Annotated in this window: 18 protein-coding genes and 1 pseudogene; 8 read left to right on the top strand and 11 right to left on the bottom strand. The window is 37.9% G+C overall.

Annotated elements, in window-relative coordinates:
* Positions 1–2 precede the first annotated feature (2 nt).
* The 3 genes from IAR63_RS17745 to IAR63_RS17735 all read right to left on the bottom strand — a co-directional run bounded on the left by IAR63_RS17745 (position 3) and on the right by IAR63_RS17735 (position 11,781).
* Positions 3–2,888, bottom strand: a complete 2,886-nt coding sequence (locus IAR63_RS17745) for a DEAD/DEAH box helicase (protein ID WP_187707597.1) — start codon at positions 2,886–2,888, stop codon at positions 3–5.
* A 230-nt stretch (positions 2,889–3,118) separates the two neighbouring features.
* The gene (locus tag IAR63_RS17740; protein ID WP_187707596.1) at positions 3,119–5,233 is read right to left on the bottom strand and encodes a UvrD-helicase domain-containing protein; all 2,115 of its coding nucleotides are present in this window, start codon (positions 5,231–5,233) and stop codon (positions 3,119–3,121) included.
* Complete coding sequence (locus tag IAR63_RS17735) at positions 5,233–11,781, bottom strand: DEAD/DEAH box helicase (protein WP_187707595.1); 6,549 nt, start codon at positions 11,779–11,781, stop codon at positions 5,233–5,235. The genes IAR63_RS17740 and IAR63_RS17735 overlap by 1 nt, the downstream gene beginning before the upstream one ends.
* Positions 11,782–12,108: 327 nt before the next feature.
* On the opposite strand from IAR63_RS17735, the gene IAR63_RS17730 reads away from it, so the two are divergent.
* Entirely contained in the window at positions 12,109–12,282 is a 174-nt protein-coding gene (locus IAR63_RS17730; RefSeq protein ID WP_187707594.1) for a hypothetical protein, read from the top strand.
* Positions 12,283–12,695: 413 nt separating this feature from the next.
* Here the strand turns inward: IAR63_RS17730 and IAR63_RS17725 are convergent, their stop codons facing one another.
* Positions 12,696–12,872, bottom strand: a complete 177-nt coding sequence (locus tag IAR63_RS17725) for a hypothetical protein (RefSeq protein WP_187707593.1) — start codon at positions 12,870–12,872, stop codon at positions 12,696–12,698.
* A gap of 118 nt (positions 12,873–12,990) precedes the next feature.
* Here IAR63_RS17725 and IAR63_RS17720 point away from each other — a divergent pair, with 118 nt between their 5' ends.
* Positions 12,991–13,308 carry a hypothetical protein gene (locus IAR63_RS17720; protein ID WP_187707592.1) on the top strand — a complete coding sequence of 106 codons (318 nt, stop codon included), beginning with the start codon at positions 12,991–12,993 and terminating at the stop codon, positions 13,306–13,308.
* Positions 13,301–13,480: a hypothetical protein gene (locus IAR63_RS17715; protein WP_187707591.1), complete on the top strand. Its 180-nt coding sequence runs from the start codon at positions 13,301–13,303 to the stop codon at positions 13,478–13,480. The genes IAR63_RS17720 and IAR63_RS17715 overlap by 8 nt, the downstream gene beginning before the upstream one ends.
* Positions 13,481–13,519: 39 nt before the next feature.
* Here IAR63_RS17715 and IAR63_RS17710 read toward each other — a convergent pair.
* Positions 13,520–14,518, bottom strand: a pseudogene (locus tag IAR63_RS17710) (IS630 family transposase).
* Positions 14,519–14,624: 106 nt separating this feature from the next.
* Here IAR63_RS17710 and IAR63_RS17705 point away from each other — a divergent pair.
* Positions 14,625–14,831, top strand: coding sequence for a hypothetical protein (locus IAR63_RS17705; RefSeq protein WP_187707590.1), 207 nt, complete (start codon positions 14,625–14,627; stop codon positions 14,829–14,831).
* A gap of 744 nt (positions 14,832–15,575) precedes the next feature.
* Here IAR63_RS17705 and IAR63_RS17700 read toward each other — a convergent pair.
* Positions 15,576–16,124 carry a hypothetical protein gene (locus IAR63_RS17700; protein WP_187707589.1) on the bottom strand — a complete coding sequence of 183 codons (549 nt, stop codon included), beginning with the start codon at positions 16,122–16,124 and terminating at the stop codon, positions 15,576–15,578.
* A 487-nt stretch (positions 16,125–16,611) separates the two neighbouring features.
* On the bottom strand, positions 16,612–17,430 hold the full coding sequence (locus IAR63_RS17695) for a DNA/RNA non-specific endonuclease (protein WP_187707588.1): 819 nt from the start codon (positions 17,428–17,430) through the stop codon (positions 16,612–16,614).
* Positions 17,431–17,594: 164 nt separating this feature from the next.
* On the opposite strand from IAR63_RS17695, the gene IAR63_RS17690 reads away from it, so the two are divergent.
* Positions 17,595–17,930: a hypothetical protein gene (locus IAR63_RS17690; RefSeq protein WP_187707587.1), complete on the top strand. Its 336-nt coding sequence runs from the start codon at positions 17,595–17,597 to the stop codon at positions 17,928–17,930.
* On the opposite strand, the gene IAR63_RS17685 is transcribed toward IAR63_RS17690, so the two are convergent.
* The 4 genes from IAR63_RS17685 to IAR63_RS17670 all read right to left on the bottom strand — a co-directional run bounded on the left by IAR63_RS17685 (position 17,927) and on the right by IAR63_RS17670 (position 19,282).
* Positions 17,927–18,187 carry a hypothetical protein gene (locus tag IAR63_RS17685; RefSeq protein ID WP_187707586.1) on the bottom strand — a complete coding sequence of 87 codons (261 nt, stop codon included), beginning with the start codon at positions 18,185–18,187 and terminating at the stop codon, positions 17,927–17,929. The two genes, IAR63_RS17690 and IAR63_RS17685, sit on opposite strands and share 4 nt — an antisense overlap.
* Entirely contained in the window at positions 18,172–18,336 is a 165-nt protein-coding gene (locus IAR63_RS17680; RefSeq protein ID WP_187707585.1) for a hypothetical protein, read from the bottom strand. Before IAR63_RS17680 ends, IAR63_RS17685 begins: the two co-directional genes overlap by 16 nt.
* A complete protein-coding gene (locus tag IAR63_RS17675) occupies positions 18,333–18,848 on the bottom strand; it encodes an IS630 family transposase (RefSeq protein WP_328701266.1) in 516 nt (171 codons plus the stop codon). The genes IAR63_RS17680 and IAR63_RS17675 overlap by 4 nt, the downstream gene beginning before the upstream one ends.
* Positions 18,849–18,922: 74 nt before the next feature.
* The gene (locus IAR63_RS17670; RefSeq protein ID WP_187706471.1) at positions 18,923–19,282 is read right to left on the bottom strand and encodes a helix-turn-helix domain-containing protein; all 360 of its coding nucleotides are present in this window, start codon (positions 19,280–19,282) and stop codon (positions 18,923–18,925) included.
* A gap of 481 nt (positions 19,283–19,763) precedes the next feature.
* Between IAR63_RS17670 and IAR63_RS17665 the strand changes: the two genes are divergently transcribed.
* The 3 genes from IAR63_RS17665 (at position 19,764) to IAR63_RS17655 (ending at position 22,588) form a co-directional block, all read left to right on the top strand.
* On the top strand, positions 19,764–20,735 hold the full coding sequence (locus IAR63_RS17665) for a Uma2 family endonuclease (RefSeq protein WP_187707608.1): 972 nt from the start codon (positions 19,764–19,766) through the stop codon (positions 20,733–20,735).
* Between the two features lie 494 nt (positions 20,736–21,229).
* Entirely contained in the window at positions 21,230–21,835 is a 606-nt protein-coding gene (locus IAR63_RS17660) for a vWA domain-containing protein (RefSeq protein WP_057177078.1), read from the top strand.
* Between the two features lie 468 nt (positions 21,836–22,303).
* Positions 22,304–22,588 (top strand): hypothetical protein, encoded by a 285-nt coding sequence (locus tag IAR63_RS17655; protein ID WP_235678426.1) that lies wholly within the window; start codon positions 22,304–22,306, stop codon positions 22,586–22,588.
* Positions 22,589–22,759 lie beyond the last annotated feature (171 nt).

Here is a 22,759-nt window from a genome sequence, read left to right as displayed (position 1 = left end):
ATCTAACCTCTCAACACAGCAATTAACTTAATATAGGGAGTGGGGGAATTAAGAGCTTTGGCGCTACTAGTGCTCATATAGCGTTCTACCCACTGCTCATGCTCTTGAAACATTTTATCAATTTCTTGTTGTTTTTTTTCTACCTTTTCTTGTGTCATCTTTTGATTTATTCCACTGTCTAGGTAGAAATGATTCCATTTTTGAAGATGATACTGTCGTAGGTCCTTTAAACGACTTTTTTCTTTGGCTATTCTCTCATTCAGCTCTTGTTGTACTGTCTTTCTTTCTTTTTCTAAATATTCCTGCCCTTTTTTTACTACCTCCTTTAAAAAACTACTCACTTCACTAATGTCTATATTCCCAGGATTAGGTATGGGCTTATTTAAGCCTACTTTTTTTATAGTTTCAGCAAAATCTTCTATTCTATAAGGGTTATTATGATCCACAATAACTGAAAATTGACGACTAATAATTGGTGAACCTTGGCGATTAGAGAAACTGCCAAAACAGATAAAAGTTAAGGTTTTTTTGTCGCTAGGTAGTTGAATTACTGGTGCTTGATGTCGAGGAATGTGGAATAAACATCTGTCGGTTAACCATTCTACTAGGGGATGTAATTCCCACAGATATTGTTTCATTGACCATTGTTTTTCTTGTTGACGCGCATCAGCAATTTCCTTTTTTATCACTTGGGGTGAATCGGTGAGATATAATAAATCTTTTGGTTCTGGAATAATTTCTCTAGGCAATCTTTTATAGCGAGACCGTAATTCATCTGGCAACTGCAATTCAATAAACCTGACTTGCTGATTTATATTTAAATTTGTGACATTTACTATATCAGAACTTAGGGCGGTAGAGACAAAATCAAAGGTCGAATCAAACAGACTCAATAAACTTCCTGTTTCGCATAGCTCTTCTGGTTGTGGAGAACTTGAATAATCATCCTCCTGGTCATTTTCAAACCAGTCAAAAAGCCCTCCCTCCTCCTTTTTATTGTTGTTTTCTAACATACTATTAAACTCTTCAGCAGTCTTTCCCTGCTCTATCAGGTCAGAAATATAGTTCTCCTCCTCCTGAGCATTAAACACCCCAATTAAAATTGCGGGATCTCCTATATTTTTAGTAGCCTGTTCCTCTTTGGCCAAGAGTACTTTAATAATACGATGTACCTCATCCATTCTATTTCTACGGGATCTAGTCAACAGATACGTAATCTCGGGCTTTTTACTTTGTCCATAACGGTCTATTCTACCGTTTCTTTGTTGCAATGTCATAAAAGACCATGGTATGTCAAAATGAATTAATCTATGACTTAAATAATGTAAATTAATTCCTTCGGAAGCTACTTCTGTTGCTAACAGAATTCTCACTGGATCCTTTTCTTTAGAGAACTGTTCTACTACCTCTAACTGCTGGGTATCAGACATATCTCCTTTTAATTTTAAAATACTTCCTGATTTCAACTTTAAATCTTTCTGCAATTCTGTAAACAGAAAATCTAAGGTTTCTAACCTACCTGTAAAAATTACTAACCTATCCCCACTATCTTCCCCATTCCAGCTTAAATCTTGCTTTATCAATTTTAAAAGTCTTTGATATTTAGAAAAATCTTCCTTACCTACTTCACCTAAAGACTGTTGTAACTCTTGTAAAGCCTCTATATCTGCTCGATGATTTTCCCCACCCACCGGATTTTTTTTATTCCCTTCTTTTAGCTTTTTCAACCTGTTATTTACCGTTGCCAAACAAGCCATAGGACTAGAAAGAATAGACTTTAGCAGGGTGGTTTTAAATAACTGTCCACCCCGTAATTGCTTATCACCGGACAGGTTTAAGTTATCCAACAAATCAAATACCCTTTCTTCACTTTCGGAAGCTGGGGTATCAATAGATTGAGAATGACGTTCTGGGACATTATCCCGTAAATCTGCCAAAACATCCTTTTTAAACCGTCTGATATACAAATTTCGGATGTCATCTTTGGTATAATCAGACTCATCTGCAATGGCAGTAGGATCCAGCATATTCATCAAACTAGCGAAACTTTCTGGTTTTCCATCATGGGGAGTAGCAGAAAGGAGGATTAAGGTATCGGAGCGTTTTGAGAGACGCTGAGCCAATTTAGAGCGTAGAGAATTATCTTCTGCTCTTCCTCTTTTCGCTACATTATGAGCTTCATCAATAATAATAATATCCCAATTTGCCTTCTCCAAGTAATTACGATATTCTCTGTCTTGTTTTAGGGTATCTATAGATATAATAGTGCGGTCATAATAATAGAAGGGATTATGGTTAGTAGGTATAATAGATTTTATGCGTTGAACTTCTGTAGAATCCAACCTTACCAAGGGGATAGTAAAACGGAACCAGAATTCCTTTTGGAACTGAGCCATCATGGACTTACTGGTTACCACCAAAATTCTTCTTCCCCGGTGTCGTGCAATTAATTCTGCTACGAGAATACCACATTCGAGAGTTTTACCTAGACCTACTCCATCTGCTATGAGCATTCTTTGGCGTAGCATTTTCAGAGCCATACTTGTAGGAGAGAGCTGATATTTAAGAGTATCCATTGCTGCTCTGTGTCCCACATATATTTTTGAGTCGGGGGGGGCTATTTGTTTTAGATTTGCTTCTATAAAGAGACGACTATTTCTATATTCGGGTGAGGTATCTGTAACCAGTCCAGTTTTCTCTGCTTTTAGCACTTCAAAGGGACCTTTTTTAGATTCTAATTCTTCTAGAAATAGGGATCTGGTGCCACGAATAAACTCTGACACCCCTACGACCTGAATTATCTTATCTCCATCGGAGGAGAGGGATACATCTTTTACTAACCATTCTGCATCTCTACATAAGATGCGTGCGCCCGGTGCTAGTTCCATGCTTTTTTTTACTTTTGCATTATTGTAGCAGAATCCTTTTGCTACGATTTTTCATCTATCTTTGGATAGATATTTTGTCGTGGATAATCGTAGGTTGGGTTGGGGGAGCTCAACACCCCTACGGGATATAAATGCGATTAGGAAGCACTCCCCGTGGGAGATTGCGCAGCACTCCCTTTGGGAGATCGCGCAGCACTCCCTACGGGAGATCGCCAGAGTATTGGAAAAAATCAGGATAAGTTTAAAAAGGGACTGGGTTTACCATAATAGGTAACTAAAATCTGTTTCTTGGCTCTGGTCGCAGCTACATGCACTAAGCATCTCTCTCTGGTTAAAAACTGCTCTTTAGCTGTTAAATCCGCTGACCTCTCTAGGGCGCTCTTGAAAGGAATAATATCGGCGTTTACACTGGGTAAAATTATATGGTCAAATTGTAATCCTTTTACTCGGTGCATGGTGGCTATTCTTATCCTCTCTCCTCTCTCTTCTTGCTCTCCAATTATTTCTTGTATCTCTAGTTCTTTTAGCCCTTCTTTGTATCTCTCTATCAGTTCTTTGGTTCTTAATGCTATACAGGTTACGCTCTCTTTCTCTGTTTTGTTTATCTCTCTTAAAAAATTTAGAATGTATTCTATTTCTTCTTCTATGCTGTTAAATCCTTTTACTATGGGTTTCTCTCCATGCAATAAGGAACGATATTCTTTTAGGTTGTCTATACCACCATCTAGGTCGTCTATGGTAAGGGGTGATAATATGTCTGTGGCCCATTTGCGGTTCTCGTCTGTGGTACGATAGTTTAAAATCAGTTTTTTTGACCTCCCTCTAATATCTATGTCGCACTGGCTCAATTTCACCGCACTCCCATAAATCCTTTGGTGCCCATCCCCTACTATAAATATGTCGTTGGGTTTTGCAGGCCCTACTATGGCTCTAATTAGCTCAAATGCTATTTTGCTCATGTCCTGGGCTTCGTCTACTATGACGCTCTGATATTTTATCCCTCTGGGGTTTTGTTTTAATATCTCTATGGCATCTCTCATGGCGTCTTTTGGTTCCCTTAACCCCTCTTCACTCAGCAGGTTCATATATTCCTCTATCACTTTCCACACTTTCTGTCTCTGCTCTCTATTTAATCTTGTCCCTCTCCCTGTCCTTACTACTTTTAGGTAGTCTCTCAAGTTCTTACATTCGTTTGTCTGTATTATTTCTTCCCATTCTTGTTTATAAAAGTCTAGGCTTAAATTTGCTTCTTCTCTTTTATTATATGCTTTTTCCCATAATGGTCTGGTTTCTTTATCATAGGCAATTTTAATGTTTATGTTCTGTTGTTTAAAAAACTCTAGTAGCCATTTATCTAGGTTTACTACTTTTATCCGCTCCATCTCTTCTGGTGTAACTATTGTCTTTAAACTTGATGCTATGTCTATGCTTAAATTCCTGGTGTAGGTCGTAAATAATATGCGATCGCCTGGCATATTAAAACGATGGTGCACTAACCATTTAGCTCGGTGTAGGGCGACTACGGTTTTGCCAGTCCCTGCACCTCCTAAAACTCTAACGGGACCATTCCAGTCTCGTTCTACTAGTTTACGCTGGCTAGGATGTAAAAATACACGCCACTTTTCTAGGGGTGCTGCTAACATCTCTTCTAGTTCTATGTCTTCAGTAATAACTACAAACCGACTCAGGGTGTCCTGATTTTCTAGCGCTGTTTCTATATTCTCTACATCAATAGTTGTTTTGGGGGTCTCTATTAATTGGTAGATTTCTGGAAGTTTATAGCCAGCTGCTAACATAATTATACGGTCTGTACATTCCTGGGGAAGATGTGATAGTATGTTATCTACGTCTGCATCTGTAACTAGTTTTCGCAGGGCAGGAATTAACATTTGTGGTACGCCCAATCTCATTAAATCTTCGTCTTTGATATGGTCAAATCGCCCGGGTTGTTCCTGTTTTTGTGTGGTGAGTCTTTCTGTTGTATTTTGTATTTCTTCTGTATCAATAATTTGTAAAGCTCCAGATATCTGATTGATTTGACAAACTCTTTTTTGGGCCCAAAAATAGGCTAAATCGTGTTTACCTACCCATAATAAAGGATACAAGTTCCCGGTTTCTGGTTTGAGAATAATTGCCCGGTATTCTAAATCTATTCTCACTGACCTCATGCGGTTATCTTTACAGTCTTTTATGGTCTCATAGTTAATTCCACTACTGGTGGGGTTTTGTTTGAACCGATTGAGAAAGGAGGTAACTTTACTCTGAATGTTTTTGGGTAATCGCCCAAACTGGTCTAAAAAACTGTCTGCAATGGCTAATTTGACGGGATGTTTTAATTCGACCATTATCTTCTCTCCTTAATAGTTGTTTTTAAAAACTGGTTTAGGTTCTCTATCTGGGAGGATACTTCTTCTACTAATAAGCTATGCCACCCAGTTTGCTCAAATATATGTTTGTCTTCTACTGTGGTGACAATACTTACTTTCTCTTCTACCCAGCTTAGTTCCGCACTGGCTATCACTGCTCCCTTTTTGTTCTCTAATTCATAGCCCACTACTGGTAAATTCCACTGGTTCTCTATCATCTGGTCAATCCAAGGTACTAGATCCTCTTCTATGATTAACTCCTTTATACTCTGCCATTCTTTATTTACACCTCTACTAATATTATTATGTATATTTGTATCTAACCTGGTTTCCCAGGTGGGAACCATGGTGCTAAGGTTGTCCCTGTCACTGGTTGTGGTCATGGCATAAGTATAGGGTAAAAATTGATAGAGGTTTAACATGCGTAGCATTTCTTGCCAGTCCGATTGGTAAATTTCTTGCAACCGAATTAAAACTAAACTGCCATTTTTGTTCAATTCCTTATTTCGCTTGTGGTCAACTAGGGTAAAGATCTCTAGATTCTTTGATAATTCTATTACTCCACTATGATAGTTTTGAGGTCGATTCCACATTTCTAGTTGGGGTGCTAAAAAATCTTCTATAGCAGGGGGGGTCTGGTTTTTCTTCTGTGCCTGTAGGATAGTACGCAGCAGTGCCCAGTTTTGCCACAAACTATCTATGGGAGAATAAAGATAATCCATTAACCATTCCCAGCTACTTTTATCTTCTAAATGGGCAAGTTGACTACATTGGTAGTGTTCATATAGTTCTTTCCTTCTCTGATTAATCTGTGGATTGTTCAATGAGGAATCCGTTCCAGATTTAGTCCCCCCATAATCAGTGGTGGAGTTATAAAAGGTGGTTTTCTGGTTTAATTGTTTATCTATATCCGCCCAGGTCAGTGACCAACACCAATAATCTCCGGTTTTTATAATCCCTAGACGTTGCTCTAAATCCTGGTCTATTCTTTCTTGGTGATACTCCCATCCATCAGTAAATACTACTATGGGTAAACTGTTAACCCGACTATGGGCGGGATAAAACACAAAATCTGCTCTGCAATTTAGAGGTAGTCCTTCTTCTTTACCTAAAGGAACTTGTAGCTCTATGTTCCAAGCCATTTCCCCTATTTTTAGGTAGTAGGCTTTTTTGCCATGGAGTAACAATGGTTGTAATTTGGTTTCTTCTCCATTTCTTGTATAGCTTGTCAAAGCTTGAATGAATTTAGACTCTAGTTCACTTTCTAGGTCGGAGTTAATGGACAGACCAGAAAGATTTTGGCTCTTCTCTTCTCCTAAATCTGACCAGTGGTTCAAAATTTCACTCAGTAGGGATTGGGCTACTTTACTACTAGTAAAGTCTTGGTGAAAGCTATTACGATAGGCAAATAAACATTTATAACAACCATCTTCTCCCCTTTCTTGACAACTGCAATTAATTAATACATTTAAAGCCTGTTGAAACACCTGGCGCAGATCCTCTGGTCTACTATCTACCCTGTTCTCACACAACTGTCGCAAATAACCAGTCCCTCCGGGTACGGTATCATACAAATAAAGAAAGGATTTACGCAGTTTATTATCTGGTTGGGGTTCTTGCACTTGGGTAATTTGCAGGTGGTCTACCCTTCCTCCAAATTTTTGTTTCAAGCCTAATTGCAATGCAGCAATAAAGGAATGTAACCCCTGTTCGCTCCAAAATCTTTGATCTGGCATTAAAAATCTAATGGATTCGGACTCAAATTCTCGGTATAAATAAAGGGTCTCTATGGTCTCCGCTGCTTCTGGTCGTTCTCGCCATTTACACGTTAGAGCATGTTCCCGTTCTCGACTTGATTGAGTGTTATTTTTTCTTAAAATCTTCCCACACCCCTTACAAATACGAAATCCTTCTGTAAAAAAGTTCTCTCCTGCTATTTCTACATTTTTCCCGTGGGGGAGGGTCTTGCCCAAATTTATTTCTCGGAATTTGGTTCGGGATATATACTCAAATCCAAAGGGAAATTCTGTACTCTTTACCAGATAAGTGTACTCCTTAAAGGATGGGTCAAAGTCTACTAACAAATGGTTTTTAAAAAAACTAGAGTCCCTGTCTTCATTCTCATCCCCAAACCGACTTTCCCTATCTGAGGTGGTGGCTATTACTTGTTTGAGACGTAACACATCATGTAATCTACCTTGGTCTCCCCACATGGTGTCTCCACAGCGAGGACAAGTTTTTTGGCTATTAGAAAAATCAGGTGCAGCATAATGACAGTTGCGACAGATGCGCCATTTTTCTGGTTCAGATAGTTTTAAATCTATTTGGTCTATGGTTATAGATCTACCCTCTGCATAAAACACACAACCAGGTACAAGTTCTCTAATAGCAATTTGGCTCGGTCTCTCATAAGTATAAGCAAAGGGAGTTAGGTTTTTGTAAGTAGTTTCTCTATTGGAGCTATCCTCATCCAGTTTTTGTCGACGGAGAATGACAGAGCGCAGGGTTACCCCCGCTTGCGGAAAGGTATAGTTGGGTAACATCCCCTCATCTGTGAGAAAGTTAAACAAATTTTTCTGATTAATTTCTTTAATTAGTTGTTGAAAGGCTAGTTTTTCCTCTTCTAGTTCCTGTTTTAGATCCTGGTTGTTCGGTAAATTTTGAATCGCATCCGGTTTTTCACCCATTTTCTTTATGGTTCTTCCAATAGAGTCTATTAGATTTTTTATACGCTTACGCTCTTTATTTATTTCCTTCAACCTTTCTAATATATCCAGGTGTATTCCATCTCCTGGAGTTATCCCTATAAAAGCACCTAATTCTTTCCTTAAATATTCCCCATCCACACGATTATAGTCTTCATATTGAGTGTTATCCCTGGTTTTCTCCCTTCCTTCCCTTAGATTTGTAAACAAAGACAAAAAATCATCTAGCAACTTTTTCTTATGACGCTCAATAAACTTCAGCCAGGTGTAAGGAAAACGTCCTTCATCACACTTATCTACCGCATCTAAACTCTTTTGCAATTGAATCGGTAACTCCTCCTTACTTACCCCCTGGGTCACCCAACAGTCTAAACAAAAAGCTGTTAACTGTCTTTTTAATATAGCTGCTGCGTTTAAATAACACCCCGCTGGTTCTACCCTCCCATCTATCAATTCCCCAGGATCTGCATAGAAAAATAAATCATGGGCTTTTCCAGTAGCGATCGCACTGATGAGTGCATTACCCTGTTTTCGCCCTGCTCTTCCTACCCGTTGTTGAAAGTTAGCACTATTGGGGGGAATGGAACAAAGGACAATACTAGATAAGTCACCAATATTAATACCCATTTCTAGAGTAGAGGTAGCAGAAATCAAATTAGGGTCACAAGCACGGGCACTAGTAATAAACAATCTTTCTAAGTTCTCCCGGTGTGGACGACTAAGCATACTTGTATGTTCTTGAGCAAACACCCGGTGAACCTGACCCCTTTGATAAAGTTGGGAATAATAAACTAGACCTGAACTGGGAATCTGGTATTTTCCGTTACATTTACTGTTATAACAAGCACCTCCTACCCCAGCATGGGGGGAGAGAGTGACTGAGTGATTACAGCTATCACATAAAAAAACATCACCCTGGGGAAAAATCTCCATCACATTCATAGGAATTCCCCACACATCCCCTTTTTCCGATTTTCTCCTTTCTAAAATCTTCGTTTTAGTCAGTATATCCAGGGTCTGGTAGAGAATTTGTTTGCACTGTTCTCTCATCAATAAACCAAAGGAACTAAACACCCGTTCTGTCCAGTTTTCACACCAACTTCCTCTAGTAGAATTAGAAAAAACTGCCTCCCAGCTATTTTCTCCATTGTTGGTAGTCAAAAATCTAGGAATAGTAGCTGAATAACTAAATTTAGGCATAAACCATAACTTACTCCATACAAAATGGTTACCCCCTGTTTCAATATACCCATGATTAGCCACTACAGGTTGGTATATGCCCCCTAAAAGGCGTAGATGATTAAGTATACCAAATATAAATTCATGCACTTTGGGGTATGACACACCATGCAATAGCTCTATCTCATTATTTAAATAAATAATTAATTCTTGTACAGACTGCTCAATAATAGATTGATTAAAACCCACACTACATAACCCACTAGACTCGAGGGTGGTACCAATGGTAGCGCGATGACTAAACTGAGCTACAACTTCCCATTCCAGACGTTTTTTTAAAAAACTCAGCAAACGAGTAAGTTCCTCTTTGCTTAAAGAGTCGGGATTCTCTATCAGTTTTTCCCATTCTTGCAACCAATGTAAATCACTGGGAAGAAAGGTGGCCACATATTTAGTGTAATCCTTATCACCCTCTTTGGTTAAGGTAGTCAACCAATAGTCTGAAAAACCCTCTACTAGTTGTTTCAAACTTATCTTTCCCTCTCCCGCGCTTAAATTCTGCACTGCTTGAAAAATAGCTGTTCTAAGGGTAGTGCGATAGGTTCGAGAATTATAAAATCCTGCGCGATGGGCTGCATCTTGAACTGAATCAGAAAAAGCCAACAGTTTCTTATCTTGATTAAACTGAGTAGTATAAAGGGTACTCACAATAGTGCTGGTCAAACTAGCAGCTTGAGAACCTAAAATAGATAAACTATTAGTAGCTTGACAGTAAGGACAGTCATGAGTAGAAACAGACTTAGACTGCTTATTTGCTTTTTTTACTTTCAGTATATCTGGAATTTCTACATCTATTAATTCTTGGGAATTACAACTATGGCAAGTAACTGCATCAGGCAAATTAATTTTTAAACACTTGGAACAAAGACGAGCAGCAAAAGCAGGATCTAGATTATTTTTGGGATTATTTTTAGGAAAAATAAAACAAGTCAGAGGATTATAACTAAAAAATGCCTGATAGAAATCTTGTAAATTTAGAATTAATTTATCATCATTTTGGGATCTTTTTATTGCACCCCATCCTGTCATACCACAACTACGACAGTGAATAACAGGCATAGTTTTAGTTTTTTCTTTAATTTCTGCTGTTAAATCATCGGAAAATAAAAGCCGTGGTGTTGGTTCGACGGTAGCCACCATTCGTTTTAGTTCCCGGAACCATACATGTACCTTTAAATTAGCCCAAGGTCTTACCACAGAACTATTAGCCACATCTTGAGAGCGAGCTACAGCCATTAAAGAAAATATACTATCCAACAACAAAAAATTAAAATACCTATTCTCCGGACTATTATTATTAGGGAAATGAAGACGACGACCAATCTGCTCTATAATTTCATCATAAGTATAGCTCTTTTTAGACAGAATTCGCACCAGATTATGAACAATAGGCAAGGTTTTCAAATCTCTACCCAATTCTAGACACCATTCTTCTCCTAAATCTGCACCAGGTTCTGATATGCCATATCCCCCAGACCTTTGTAACCAAAGTTCAGCTTGGGCGCGAATATAATCTGCTGGAAACAGATAATTTTCGGCACTCAGAACCTCTTTATAATCTTGAGTAGGTATGGGAATTACATTCAGTAGACTTCCCGCTAAAAACTCCATATCAGGAATGCGTTTTTCTTCTATTAAGGCCTGGTCATCAAAACACTCTTGAAATATAGTTTCAGCATAGCGTAAAATATTCCCTGACCCTTTGGCATTAGACCCCACTCCCAGGGTAGCAGAAGTTCCCACACAGGTTAAAAAATTTTCAGGTACCTGCAAGCGATATTTCAGCCTACGTAATAAACAAGCTAAATCAGTCCCTTGGGCACCATCAAAAGTATGGAACTCATCTACCACCAGATAGCGGAGAGTGTTTGGTTGATTATTTTGCCATAGAGATTGAGAATTGGGTTGAATTAACAGATAATCTAACATTTTATAATTGGTCAGCAGAATATCCGGGGGAGATGCCAAGAGTATTTGTTTATCAGTAATAACCTTTTCTTTAGTCATCACCTTAGTGGGATTTTCATCTTCCTCACCCACATATAACCCCGCCGTAACCTTCCCCTTTAGTGAAGGAATAGAATTAATAAACTTAGCTATTCGTTTAGCCTGATCCGTTGCCAAGGCATTCATCGGATAGATGAGAATTGCCTTTATTCCCCCTTCTTGAGAATAAATTCGGCAATGTTCTAAAACAGGAATTAAAAAACACTCTGTTTTTCCTGACCCAGTCCCCGTTGCAATTAAAGTAGAATGATAATGGGGAGGCATCAAGCGAGTAAAAGCCTCTTGTTGATGTAAATAGGGGATAAAATCTAGGGGAATATGGGGGAAAAAGTCCCTACCAATAGAGCCAGTTTTAAAAGGCATACCCAATGAAACATAGGGTCCCTTACACACATTATTTCCAGGCTGATAAACCCCTGATTCTTCTCCTGATTCTCCCTCTCTTTCTCTTATTATAGGTGGATGTAAAAAATCACCAATTAAATTTTTAAAAGGACTATTAGTCGGATGAAAAGTAGTAGAAATAAAGTCTTCCACATAATTGCGAATTTGGTTTGCCAGTACTGATGGTATCATAAGTTATCTAAGTATATAAATTAGTAGACACAATTCTACCATGTCATAATAAACATCACACTAGTTCAGATAGACTTCTTAAAAGGGGCGATCTCACGAATCAGTTTTGGTCTAGATTATATGGTAATAATTATAAACCCTTGTACTTTTTATTGACAAGGGATTTTATATATAAATGTGTAAAAGCAAACTAATAGTCTGGGGAAATAATGCTACAAAATAGCGATCGCGAAGCACTCCCTGCGGGCGATCGCGAAGCATTCTCAATGGGCGATCGCATCTGAGTATCTTCTCAAGGGAAATTTTTGAACCTGTTATTGGTAAAAGGTGATAGGATTTGCGGGCGATCGCGAAGCACTCCCTGCGGGAGATCGCACCTCAGATTCTTCTCAAGGGAAAACCGTGAACCTGTTATTAGGAATGGGTGATGGGATTTGTGGGTCATCACATCTGACCATCTTCTCAAGGGAAATCAGTCAACCTGTTATTGGGAATAGGTGATGAGATTTTAGGCGATCGCGAAACACTTCCGATGGGCGATTGCGAAGCACTCCCTGCGGGAGATCGCCTCCCTACATCTTCTCAAAGGAAAATAGTTGAACGTGTTATTGGTAAGAGGTAATAGGATTTGCGAGTCATCAAATATGCTTTTATTTCCCAACGGCTCTATTGTTGTGTAAATGAAGTATTTTTCATAGAATTGAATTAATTAATAATTATATATTTTAAAAGCAGCTGCTAAATGCCTTTTTGTGCTTATATCTAATATATACTAATTATTTATGCGTTGATACTAGAATACATAATATTTTTGTATCTAATGTCCTAGTTTATTTAAAATAACTTATGTTTCAACCATAAATAAAACTTATAGCATATTCCATATATGTCAATAACCTATACAAATATATTATTTATTGGATATCATCTGTTTTTTTAGCCAGGTAGTCTTTTAGTTCCTGTGATATCCACTGGGAAAGGGTTTTACCTTTTTTAATGGCAATTATCATTAGTCTGGTTTTTTCTTCTGGTGTAAGCCTTAATTGCACTGAAAACGGTACGTCTTCAGGGTTAGAGGTTTTTTTGGGCATAACTATTACCTAATAAATAAATCTATCCTACCACTCTACTACCATTGTCTTCTGGCTATAGTCTGACTATAATAAAAGTCAGACTATAATAACAGTCGGACTATTAAGGACGTATGATATGATTGACTTACTAAGTGCCACGATAGATACCATCACCTGGGTGGTAAAATCAGACCATTATCTTCTAACCAAAGACGTAGTTCTAGAAGTGTTCACCAATCAGGTTTATGCCCTAGCACAGAACACTACCTGTGTAGGATTGAAGATGATTACCGATGGCAATGTAGTGCATTTATATGCAACTAGACAGAACTGGATACTTTTATCTGATTCCATCAAGGTAACAGAAACAGAACTACTAGACGCACTTGAATGGGAAAAAAACAGAGTTAATAATTTTAACGCGATTGGAACAGGAGTAAGAAACAATGTTTAGTAGCAGTAGCACAGATGATGATATTTTATTGGTTCTAGGTTTACTGGATAATGAAGATAATGAAGATAATGAAGATGGTGTAGAACCAGTAATAGAGACTACCGGACTGGGCTATGAAACTCTACTGTTAGCTTTACTAGGTGAAGACGATGATAAAGATGATACAATCTAGATAAGCTTCACCCTAAAACTAATAGGCTTCTCTAAGTAGTTATGCAAAATTAATTACATATTCTTTGCCAAAATCTCGAATGACTTTTTCAACATAATTAATTAAATTCTGCCAACTAGAGTAAGCATCCATTTCTATCCATTCATATTTCATAAATCGCCAGAGAATTTCTATTAAATTTAGTTGGGGAGAATAGGATGGCAACCAAAAAATCTCTAAATTCTTTTGTTGCCATTCATTAATTTTATCCTGGATTTTCTTGCTTCTATGAAATGATGCTTTATCTATAACCACAAACGTTTTTATCGGAAGGTTTTCCGCAAATTTATCAAGACAAGATATAACCACTTCACTGGTAATTGTTCCTTCAAATGTATAGGCATCTAATTCTTGATGGCGATTCATTAAACCTAGTATATTTAATCTACGACTACGACCACTTTTTATAGGAATATTTTCTCCTTTTTTTTGCCATCCATAAGGTACATAAGGTGTTAAACAAAATCCGCTTTCATCTAAATATCTTAAATCAATTTCTTCACATTTTTCTTGTTCTTTTAGTTTGGTAAGTGCTAATTCTTTTTCCTTATATTCCAATGGATCTGGCTCTCCTGCCAATCCCCTTTGAAATCTCCTTCATATCATTGACATACTTCTTAATACCCTTTTTATTGTATCTTTACTAACTGTAATTCCCCATTCTTCTTGAATTTCGTTCAATACTTTTTTTAAGTCTTTAGGGTAGAGTTTTACCCATTCTTTTATTTTTTGCTTTTGTCCTTCATTGAAAATTGCTTTTCTTCCCCTTCCTTTTCGATTATATAATCCTAATAATCTTCTCTCTTCTCAATCATTCATCCAGTTATATATTGTTCTCCTACTCACTTGAAAAAATTCAATTAATTCAGGAATTGTCACTCCTTTATAGCTCAATAAAATACAATGCGCTCTTTGTCTAACTTGATAATGTCTACTTTCCTTATATATTCTATTTAATAATTTGGCAGTATCAAAAGTTAAATCTCTAATAAATCGCATAATTGTTCCTGTTTATTACTGTTCATAAGATACTTTATCACTTTATGTTTATAGTCGGCAATTTATTTTGCACGACTACTTACTAGTGTAGAAGTAGAGTCAGAACATGCGAACAGTTAGTGATTGTAACCATCACTTGGAACAACAGTTAGCTATAGAGCAATGGGCAAAAAACCAGAACCTACCTGATCTAGATGTACCTGACTTCACAGATTTTGTGGTAGAAGACGAATTGGTTCGCGAATCTTTCCAATTAGATTTACTGTACTTGTGCTGGTTAGATATGTTACATTCTAGCAAGGCTTCACACTGAAACAAGAAGGCTTCTCCAATAGCTTCACCTTTATATATGCCACCTTCTTCTAGGTAGCATTTTAATTGCCTGTAAACCGCTCCACAGAAAGCTTTTGGTTAGGTGAAGCCTATTTTTTCTGTTTCTACAGGCTGTTTTAATAGCATTACAGACTATTTTAAGCTATTTATCCAATTGGTGAAGGTTCACTCACACTACCACTACAATACCACTATAGTATTAGACTATTGCCAGTATTGTAGTGGTATTCTAAAGCTATAAGTTTTAGTTAACTGTAAAATTAGTTATTTTAATGTGACTTTGAGTTTGACATAACCACAATTATAATTTGATTGTGTGGTATACAATACCAGTGCTATTATCAAATATCTTTATCTCAAGTATTTCAACATTTACAGCAAGAATTAATTGGATATATTCAGATATGTTGCTCATAATAAGTTGCCAAAAATACCATTTCATATTATTTTATCACACTTTGATTCTTTTTCGGAGATGTCTATTGTTGAACAGTGGTAAAAGGGGAGGAAACTACCTTGTATAGACTTGTGTGATTTTACCGACCATGTCTATACCAATGATGGGTTAGTTGCGGATTAAAAGCGAGTTTAATTGGTTGTATGGGCAGTGATACTACTTAATGTTTGGGGAGAAGTATTAAGGTGGTAGACCTAGTTCATAATTGAATCAGAAACAGCAGTAGTTGACCTTGCCACTGCTGTTATTTATCTTAAAATCAGTAGCTCAATCCAAAGCATTAATTGCCCATCCAATATGTATATTAGCTCCTCTTAAACCGTGATAGCTAACACCCATTGTAAAATTTGAACGAGTATAATTAATACCAGCTTGACCGGTAAAATCGGTACTGGTAAAACTATCTTTTCTATAAAGCCATCCAGTAGCGTTAGACCGTATGATATTGGCTCTTTCAGCAAAGTAGAAACCAGGTCCCCCATATAAAAACAAATCCTGACTTATCGGTAAAAAGCCCAACAGGTCTATTCCTAGTTTTGAAGTCTCTCTTTCTCCAATACTTGTGTAAGAGTTGTGGGGAATATTAAATTTCTCTGTTGTAGGCATATTGCTAAATGAGGCGACTCCTATTTCGAAACCAAACCAGTCTCTTCTAAGACCAACTGCTCCAGTAAATGTTTTCTCATTTCCTCCCCCTGATAACCAGATTGAACGAAGAATTAGAGGTTTCTCTTTTTCCTTTGTAATAGTTTGGCTAAATCCAGGTTGTAGGTTAAAAACTGTAAGCAGAATTGAGAACCAAAAAAAATGTTTCATTAGAGTTTTCTTCTTATATACGACTCAATCTTTTTGTTGTACAGTTAAACTATACAGTATTATGTACTAAAAATCAATTTATAAGTTTTGGTTATCTGTAATTATGTTTAACTGTTCTTATCTTACTTTCACTCCCTCTTATCCTCTATCCGTACTCTCTCTGTATTTTATATTCTCTGTACTTGTCTCCCCCTTCACTCATCTTATTACTATTCATAATGTCATTCCCTTTCTACTTCTACCTTCTATCAGTACGCATTTAAATACAACTCTCACTACTTGTTACCAACTATAGGTTCAACAATATTCCTCTCATAAAATGCTCAACTGCTATCTCACCCCATTTAATAACAACATATTCAACTTTTTTCCATTAAAAAGTGCGATCGCGCCTAACATTCCCAAGAACAGATTCACCTTTTTCCATTGAGAATAAACTAAAGTGCGATCGCATAGAATTAGAGAATGCGATTGCCATATAATAGAGTTATAGCTTTGCTATATTACATTCAATAACGTCTTGAATAGGAGTAGGAACATTAGAGAGAAAATCATATTTAGTGAGTTTCTCAAGTTGGTCAACAGTTGTCAAAAACTTTTTCCAGTCATTGTCTAGTTCCTCTTGGTTAGGAATATTAACAGCGATCACCTGGGTGTTAGGAGTAACATCTGAAATCCGTGACGGTCGATCCAGTACAACAATAATTTTCCAAGTGTATTTGGGGATATTGACCAGATTATTGATTTTTCCTTGACTTCCCCAAGTACCAGCAATAATGTATAGGGTTTTACCTTGTTCTACTAAATCCCTGCTGTAATCTTCTAGGTTCCCCCAGGTGTTTCTATTATTATCTGGCGTTTGTGGAATGATATTAGTCATAAGGAAGGTAGATGAATTATCTTCAATGTTTGCCGTCCTATCTCCAGAAGGAACTAAATGTCCTCTATCGTATCCAGAACTCTTATAAATACTTGGTTTTATTCGTTTCCACTGTTTCGGAAGAGTTGGATCAGGTCTGAAATTATCTTGTCTTTCTGCATTTCCTAGCCACGATTGGTTAAGTTCCCAGGCTACCCAATTAGCAGTCCCATGACTGCGATTATAAGATAAAGCGTATTGTTTCTTGACCATCAGATAGTTATTTGAACTATCAATACTGTTTTTAGCGCTGCTGGGATTACCTAGCAATAAATGTGGTGACTCTTGTTTAGTTTTTTGCTGGGCTTTTAATTCTATTTGCCTTGCTCCATGTAGAACTAGGATAAATGCAAAACTAACCAAGAACAGTGTTTTTAGCTTTACCATTTTTCTTTGCTCAACACTATATTAACACCTATATCTTAAAAATTCAGTACAGGAAGTGACAACTATCTCAGTATTTAACTTTCTTATGTTTGATATAGATTAATATTAATTTATTTAATCGTTTTTGTAACTAACTAATCTTTACTTCTTGCTATTTGTAAAGCATGTTAAAAATTTCCCTTGAGAAGATTAGGCAATCTCACCTGACTAAAAAAAGTTCAGTTACTCATTCTCTTCGGTGCGATCGCCTGATATATGACGTTTCCAAATCTATGTTAAATAGTGACAGAAAACGTTTTCCGTCAAAAGATAAATCAGTTATTTCAATGCTTTTAGGATATTTGCCGGGCGATCGCTTGTGGGAATCGTCTCTACTTCCTTCTCAATGGAAAATACTGAACATGAGGACAGGCGATCGCACCTCAGATTCTTCTCAAGGGAAAAATCTGAATGTGGTGAGGGGAGATTGCATTGCACTCCATACAGGCGAACCCTCTTAGTGATTATCCCCCGATTCCTTCTGAAGGGAAAAACTTGAACATGCTGAAGGGCGATTGCGCAGCACTCCCTTTGGGCGATCGCGAAGCACTCGATACAGGCGATCGCATTTAGGGTCTCGCCAGTTTCTTCTCAAGGGAAAATTCTGAACGTATAAAGAGGCGATTGCACTTAGGAAATATCCCCCTGTTCTTCCCCAATAGAAAATTCTCAACGTGTTGATGGGCGATTGCGCAGCACTCCCTATGGGATCTCGCATTCAGGGTTCCCCGTGTTTCTTCTCAAGGGGAATTTCTGAACGTATGGAGGGGCGATCGCGAAGCACTCCCTACGGGCGATCGCATAAGTTATAACTTGTGCTTCTAATCTGGCATGACATTTAGGTAATATAGTTACAGCGGTTTTCATGTAAGTAAACCACAATAATTGAACCAATTAAGCGCATCCTCTGCTGTAATATAATTTACTGCACTTGTCATGGCCTCATTTAGGGCTTCTAATGTTCGTGCCTCACGACTACGGAGAAATTGCTTTAATTTTGACCAACACAATTCTATCGGAGATAAGTCTGGAGAATAGGGGGGTAAAAACTTAACTTTTGCACCGACTGATTCAATTGACAATCTCACGCGCTCGGCATAATGAACCTTTAAATTATCCATAACAACAATAGCCCCTTTCCATAATTGAGGTACTAAAACCTGATTTACATAAGTGACAAATACTTCTGTATTTGTGCTTCCCTCTACAGTCATTGCTGCCAGAATTCCATCCATATTTAAAGCACCAATCAGAGAAATATTTTTGCCCTTGTTTCCTGGTACGCTACCAATTGCTCTTTGTCCATCTTGGCTTCTGGCAAACAACCTTGACATCCCTAAATTTATCCCCGATTCATCTAAAAACACTAAATTTCTAATATCAACTGTATCTACCCAACGACGATAATCATGCCTTAATTCTTGAACACGTGGAGTCTCCTGTTCACTGGCATTTAGACTTTTTTTTTATGACGTAGACCCAACTTTTCTAAGGCTCGATGCATGGTTGTGATACTAACACTAGTGCCCGTCGTTTCTCTCAGGCGATCGCACAATTCTGAAAGTAGTAAATCATTTTTCTCATCCAGCCAAGACTTGATCATGTTTAAATATTCGCCTGCAATTATAGGCTTTTCATATCCTCCACATTGCTTTGGCTCAACTTGCCCAGTTTCACGATAACGACGTACTAAATTTCTCACAAATGATAAGCTGACCTTGAATCTTTCTGCCAACTGGCGTTGAGATCCCTCTCGAGCAACCCATGCTACAATCACGCGATTACGCAAATCTATTGAATAAGGTTTTGGCATATAATTTGACAGCACTTCTACTCTATTTTAGTTTATTACCCTTATTATAGCTTATCTTATTTTGGAGTTTAACTACATGAAAATTGCTGTAGGAATAGATGATGGGATTTTAGGGCGATTGCGCAGCACTCCCTACGGGAGATCGCTCTCCTCTAGGCACGTTTCATGTTCGATTCCCGGTTGGTAAAAGATTGACGGTAAACGTCTTCCGTCAAAGGATAAATCAGTTATTTCAAAGGTTTTGGGATATTTGGAGGGCGATTGCGCAGCAGTCCCGACGGGAGATCGCAAAGGACTAGCAACCTGGAGACTGTCTGTTGGGGAGACCGGGAATCAATTTTGGGTCTCAAAGCGAAAGTCGGTTTAAAACCGACTAGTTTTGTGATATTGTAAGTTGAGTTCAATAACTCAACATCCCTAGACAAACTATGTTATATTAAATTAAACTGATTTAGTCAGTACCAAAGTGGGAGGTATAGACATGGTGAGGCAAATTCCATCAAAAACTCAACTGGGGGTAATAGAATCTAACATTAGTCAGGGTGTGGAGACGCCTAAAATTGTCTACCCAGAAAGTGATAATAAACCTATGGCGGATAACACTAGACAATTTACATGGATTGTCAAAATTAAGGAAAATTTAGAAATACTATTTAAGTCTAATGTAGATGTGTTTGTGGCTGGGGACTTATTTTGGTATCCAGTGGAGGGTAGTAACAAAATTAAACTAGCCCCTGACACCATGGTGGTGTTTGGGAGACCTAAGGGTCACCGGGGGTCTTATCGACAGTGGGAGGAGGATAATATTCCTCCCCAGGTGGTGTTTGAAATTTTATCTCCTAGTAATAATAATACTGAGATGGATAGAAAAAAGCTCTTTTATCTGGAATATGGAGTGGAGGAGTATTATGTATATGATCCAGATAGGATTAGTCTAGAAGTATCCATTAGAGAAAATAACTCATTTAAGGAGATTGAGAATTTTACCACTTGGACTAGTCCAAGATTGAAAATAAGATTTGACATGAGCCAAGATGAATTAGTCATCTATTATCCAGATGGGAGTAAGTTTCTTAGTCCTGTAGAATTGAGTAATTATGCAGAACAAGAAACTCAACGTGCAGAACGTGAAAAATTGCTTAAAGAGCAGGAAACTCAACGTACAGAACGTGAAAGACTTCTCAAAGAGCAGGAAACTCAACGTGCAGAACGTGAAAAATTGCTTAAAGAACAAGAAACTCAACGTGCAGAACGTGAAAGACTTCTCAAAGAGCAGGAAACTCAACGTGCAGAACGTGAAAAATTGCTTAAAGAACAAGAAAGATTTCTCAAAGAACAAGAAACTCAACGTGCAGAACGTGAAAGACTTCTCAAAGAGCAGGAACAAATAAAGTATCAAACCTTGCTATCACAATTAAAAGCTAAGGGTATTGATATTACTGCACTCGAATAAACTATCACCTGCACCAGAATACCCTTAGGAGGTTTTTAAAAACTGGAGTTTATACTAAAGAGAAGAGCGATTGCGCAGCACTCGCTACGCGAGATAGCATTACACTCCCGACGGGAGATCGCGAGGCACCACTTACTACCTGAAATACCATGAGAAAGGAGAGTTGGGCTAAGTACGCGAGGTAAGACTAGGTAAACTATGCAAGGGAGGGAAAAACATCCCCACTTGACAACCCCATTGTTCCCAACCTCCCAGTAATGGTACTTGACCCTTTGATGCGTAAAGTGACGATAAATCATCATAATAAAGAATCATAATACTATTATAATATAGCTAATATCCGTTATGCCTCCATCCTGTTCTGTCATCGAAGGATATCTATGTACTGTTTAAATTTATCTCATTTTTCTAACTGGGAATTAGGATACCCTCACCTTGCGCAAAAATGCTAGATAACAGATAAAATAAGAGTAACCTAATATTTAGAGCAAAATATGTTGAACGATCGCGACTATACGCTAATCATTGATAAAAGTGGGAGCATGTCAACTCGAGATCAACGGGGTGGAAAAACCAGATGGGAAATAGCCCAAGAATCTACCATAGCCCTAGCCAGAAAGTGTGAGGAATTTGACCCAGATGGTATTACTGTTTATGTATTTTCCGGTAGATTTAAACGATACGAAAATGTGACAGCAGCAAAGGTTGCCCAAATATTTCAAGAAAATGATCCTGTTGGTACAACCAATTTAGCTGGAGTGCTTTTAGATGCTACTAATCAATATTTTCAACGTAAAGCATCTGGTCAAGCCAAACCGAATGGTGAAACCATTCTAGTGATTACTGATGGCGAACCGGATGATCGGAAAGCAGTTTTTGAAGTAGTTATTAAGGCCTCTCGCAAAATGGATAAAGATGAGGAATTAGCAATTTCTCTAATTCAAGTAGGTAGGGATCCGCAAGCTACAAAATTTCTCAAAACTCTCGATGACCAGTTACAAAGTGTAGGAGCTAAATTTGATATTTGTGACACTGTGACTTTAGATGAGTTAGAAGAAATGAGTTTAACAGAAGTTTTAATGAATGCGATTACTGATTAGTAGAATTGTAGGAGGTTGACAAAAGATCATTCGCTTTCAGTATGTTCTGGAAAATTGTGTGGGACATGGTAGCATAGACCTCGGGTAATTTGGCAAAAGACTAATTAATATGAAATATGTCTCGACCTTCGTAAGAAGGAATAGGTATTGCGACTGCTTGTACAACTAAACAGGTATTTGATTGTTTTACAGCTACATCTTGACCTTCGTAAGAAGGAATAAGTATTGCGACCTGGTAGATACTGGGTTGGATTCTGCCCTCGCACCCTGGTTCGGAAGCATTTCCCTTGCGAATTTCCTAGGGTTCGTCTTCCCCCTATGAGCGATTGCGAAGCACTCCCTACGGGAGATCGCTTTGCTACAGGAAGCAGAATTCATATCCAGGCTCATTTCATGTTCGGTTCCCATTTGGTAAAACTTTGACGGTAAACGTTTTCCGTCAAAGGATAAATCAGTTATTTCAAAGTTTTGGGGATATTTGGAGGGGGATTGCGAAGCACTCCCTACGGGCGATTGCGAAGCACTCGCTACGCGAGATCGCTCTTAGAGATTATCCCCCTAGTTCCTTCTCAAGGGAAAAACTTGAACATACTGAAGGGCGATCGCGCAGCACTCCCTACGGGAGATTGCGCAGCACTCGCTACGCGAGATCGCTCTCCTCTAGGCACGTTTCATGTTCGGTTCGCGGTTGGTAAAAGATTGACGGAAAACGTTTTTCGTCAGTGCATAAAGCCATTACTCCAAGAATTTTAGCGTATACTGTTTGATTGGATGTAGCTATGTAAGTTAGTATTGTATTTTAAGATATTAAATTATAGCTATACATTTTTATCCAGACAATGAAATATACTTTTAAAGTTTTACACCCAGTAACTTACAGTAGCGTATTCACAATAAAAATAAAATATACATAATTTTTAGGGA

The sequence above is a fragment of the Cylindrospermopsis curvispora GIHE-G1 genome, assembly GCF_014489415.1.
Classification (GTDB): domain Bacteria; phylum Cyanobacteriota; class Cyanobacteriia; order Cyanobacteriales; family Nostocaceae; genus Raphidiopsis; species Raphidiopsis curvispora_A.
The sequence above is the reverse complement of the archived record's forward strand: the minus strand, read 5'-3'. Positions and strand labels throughout refer to the sequence as shown.